Genomic DNA, 3,540 nt, shown 5'->3' on the forward strand with positions numbered 1-3,540 from the left:
CCCTTATGATACGATTGATCTTTTGCTAAATCACTTTTTTTTAGATATCCAATTCTTTTTACTAGCGGATCTAAAATAGTTACAATTGTTTTTTTTATTATTTTCTTCATAATTATTCTATTGACCAATTAAACTTCGGTTTAATAAAACCGGGCTCCTTCCCCATCCAAGATCCTAATTTTCTTTGTCCTTCTTGCACAGAGAAAATCATAATATCTTTTTCAATATAAGCAGCTTCTTTTGAATTTCTTATAATATACAAAGCTAAATAATATGTCCCTACGTTGAGGAATCCTTCTGGAAAAGTACACTTAATTTTATTCATTCCATTTCGCAATTTTAACCCACTATTAGCATGAGTAAAAGTAAACAATGCTTCTCCATATTCATTATTTAAAACATAGGTTAAATGCAGCGTTTCTTCATCATTAAAAACGGTTAAAATGGTGTTCAATTCTATTTCCTGAAATTCATTTAATGGATCGTCTGAAGTTTTCCCTATGGGATTAACACTTATTTCATGAATCCTAAAATCCTTTTGCTGGTGTGCTTCACTAAAAGTAACTTTATTTAGGGTTCCAGAATCACCATTCAGATAAGTTCCTATGGCTGTTTCGGTACTAGAATTAATTTTAACTTTTCCGTTTTCCAACACTATAGCACTGGTGCACAAACTTTTAACTGCTGCCATATTATGGCTCACAAACAATACTGTTCTACCTTGCCCCTTGCTTACCTCACCCATTTTGCCCAAACATTTCTTTTGAAACTCAGCATCGCCCACGGCCAATACTTCATCTACAATCATAATCTCCGATTCTAAATGTGCAGCAACCGCAAATGCCAATCGAACATACATACCACTACTATATCTTTTTACAGGTGTATCTATATATCGTTCTACCCCGCTAAAAGCAATAATCTCATCCAATTTTCTGGATATCTCTTTCTTTCGCATGCCTAAGATAGCCCCATTCAAAAATATATTTTCACGCCCCGTAAGTTCTGGGTGAAATCCTGTTCCTACTTCTAATAATGATGCAACTCTTCCTTTTATTTTTATACTGCCGGTAGTAGGCGAAGTTACGCGGCTCAATAGTTTTAATAAAGTGCTTTTACCAGCACCATTTCTTCCTATAATACCAACAGCATCACCTTGTGCTATTTCAAAATTGATATCTCTTAAACTATATACAATATTGCTGTCTCCTTTACTAGCCCTATCATTGGTTTCACCAATTTTGAGAAAAGGGTCTTCCTTGCCTCGCACTTTCATCGACCACCATCTATGTAAATCGTGGCTTATGGTGCCCGTGCCTATTTCGCCCAGTCGGTATATTTTGGAAAGATTCTCTACTATGATTGCTGTGTGCGACATGTATTATTATAATTTGGGCGTGCAGTTTTTCGGGAATACTTAGATAGTATCTACAAATGATTTTTCTGTTTTGTTAAAAATGATCACACCCATTGCTAAAAATATTATTGTTAGCACGGCTGTGTAAACAAAGCCATGCAAGGTGAATTCGCCAATCCCTAAAAATGCATATCTAAATCCTTCTATTATATTGGTCATGGGGTTAAGTTCTATTATATAACGATATTTTTCAGGGATTTTTGAAAGCGGATAAATTACAGTAGTGCCATACATTAATAACTGCACCCCGAATGTAATTAGAAATGCGAGGTCACGATATTTGGTGGTCATTGCTGTAATAATTAAACCCAAGCCCAAGCCCAATAAAGCCATCATTAAGGTTAATATTGGGAATAACAATATGGCCCATGTAATATGAAAATGCGAACCCTTCACAAAATAAAAATAACACATCATCAGTAACATCAAACTCATTTGCACTCCAAATCGGACAAGGTTACTGGTAACAATACTTAATGGCATAATGAGCCGTGGGAAGTAAACTTTCCCGAAGATATTGGCATTGTCTTTAAAAACTGTGGAAGTCTTTGTGAGGCAATCTGCAAAGTAATTCCAGGCAGTAATACCTACTATATAGAATAGCGGAGCTGGAATATCGCTCGGAGCTAAACCGGCAAGGTTGCCAAATATAAAAGTAAAAACTATGGTAGTAAAGAAGGGTTGTATAAAGAACCATAATGGCCCTAAAACAGTTTGCTTATAAAAAGAAACAAAATCGCGTTTCACCAATAATAATAATAGGTCTCTGTACCTCCAAACAGCCTTTAGGTTTAATTTAAATATTGAATTTTGCGGTTCAATAACTAGATCCCATTTCTCTTCTTCCTGTTGATTCACAATTATATTAATATTAATTTATAGCGGTTTATCCTAATAGAACTTAAAGTATATAAGCCTATATCAACCTCATTTATTTGGGCTGCAAAACTACTCTCTATTCCTTAATCAATCAAATATAATTGGTACGAGCAGATTACTATGCTGTATCTCCTTGCACCAAAATCCTATAGCATAAAAGGCATTTATACCGAAACTCAATATATAATAGTCCAAAAGAAAGGGGAACTAATTCCCCCGCATCCCGATAATTATCGGGATTAAGCGGGGCTTTCGGGATGTAGTTCGGCATTACCATTCTACAAACCTAAAATAGTCTTTAGACTATTTTAGGTTAAGAATTGGTATTACTTTAATTTAAATTTGTATTTCCGGATATTTTCCTAAAATTTAGCCGAACAAAAATGCCATTCACAAGTTATTTGCACAGAAAACTGCACTTACTACTAACTTGCAAATTGTAATGTTCGACTTTTAAGGTAATGCTCTGTGACATTATAGTACTATTATTCAATGCTATATAGTTTTAACTAAAGTGTCACTGAGTGGATAAAGAGGTGTAAGAATTTCAAAATGATTGACAAAATAGTTTTTTCGATATGCCGCAACTTTGTATTCAATAATCAACACCCTACTACCATGAAACACTTTTTACGCATCTCACTCACTCTAATCGCTCTCATCTTCACATTCACTTATGCATCAATGGCTGCTGGTAAAGACCCATTGAACTTTATGGTGAAATGCAATCTGAAGTTATCTAAACAATTCGCCAAAACAGAACGCAAACCATTGCTACTATATATACATTCAACCAAATGTATCAGCAGTCGTACTTTTACCCGCCAAATTGTGGGCAAGCCTGAATTTGCAAAGTGGGCACAAAGTAATTTCATTTGCATGGAAGCTAATGTGACCACAAAAAAGGGAAAAGAAATTGCCAAAAAATATGGTGTACTAAAAATACCATCCATTATTATGCTAAGCTTCGATACAGATTTAGAATATGCTGTAGAAATGAAACTCGATTCTGAATCATTATATACACAGTTTCGTTCATTCCTTACGGCCAATAGCTTAAAGAGCCAAATAGAATTGATGCGTGAAACCAATGGATTAAGCTATCGCCAAGCATCAGTTGCAATAGCCAAATCGTACGCCGCATCCGATTATAAAAAGAATCCTATTGGCGTAGCCGAGATGATGGCTTCGGGCAGAACCCTTCGCATACATAAATTAAACGACCTATACGAAGCCTATATTTC

The 3,540-nt window shown here is 35.2% G+C and carries 3 protein-coding genes; 1 reads left to right on the top strand and 2 read right to left on the bottom strand.

The genetic code is table 11. The annotated features are described in order from the left end of the window. Positions 1 to 112: 112 nt before the first annotated feature. Complete coding sequence (locus SGJ10_11285) at positions 113 to 1,378, bottom strand: ABC transporter ATP-binding protein (protein MDZ4758701.1); 1,266 nt, start codon at positions 1,376 to 1,378, stop codon at positions 113 to 115. Between the two features lie 39 nt (positions 1,379 to 1,417). Then, entirely contained in the window at positions 1,418 to 2,275 is an 858-nt protein-coding gene (locus tag SGJ10_11290; protein MDZ4758702.1) for an ABC transporter permease, read from the bottom strand. A 573-nt stretch (positions 2,276 to 2,848) separates the two neighbouring features. Between SGJ10_11290 and SGJ10_11295 the strand changes: the two genes are divergently transcribed. After that, a partial coding sequence (locus SGJ10_11295) for a thioredoxin family protein (protein ID MDZ4758703.1) occupies positions 2,849 to 3,540 on the top strand: 692 nt, incomplete at its 3' end.

The sequence above is a fragment of the Bacteroidota bacterium genome (assembly GCA_034439655.1).
GTDB lineage: Bacteria > Bacteroidota > Bacteroidia > UKL13-3 > UKL13-3 > CANJUD01.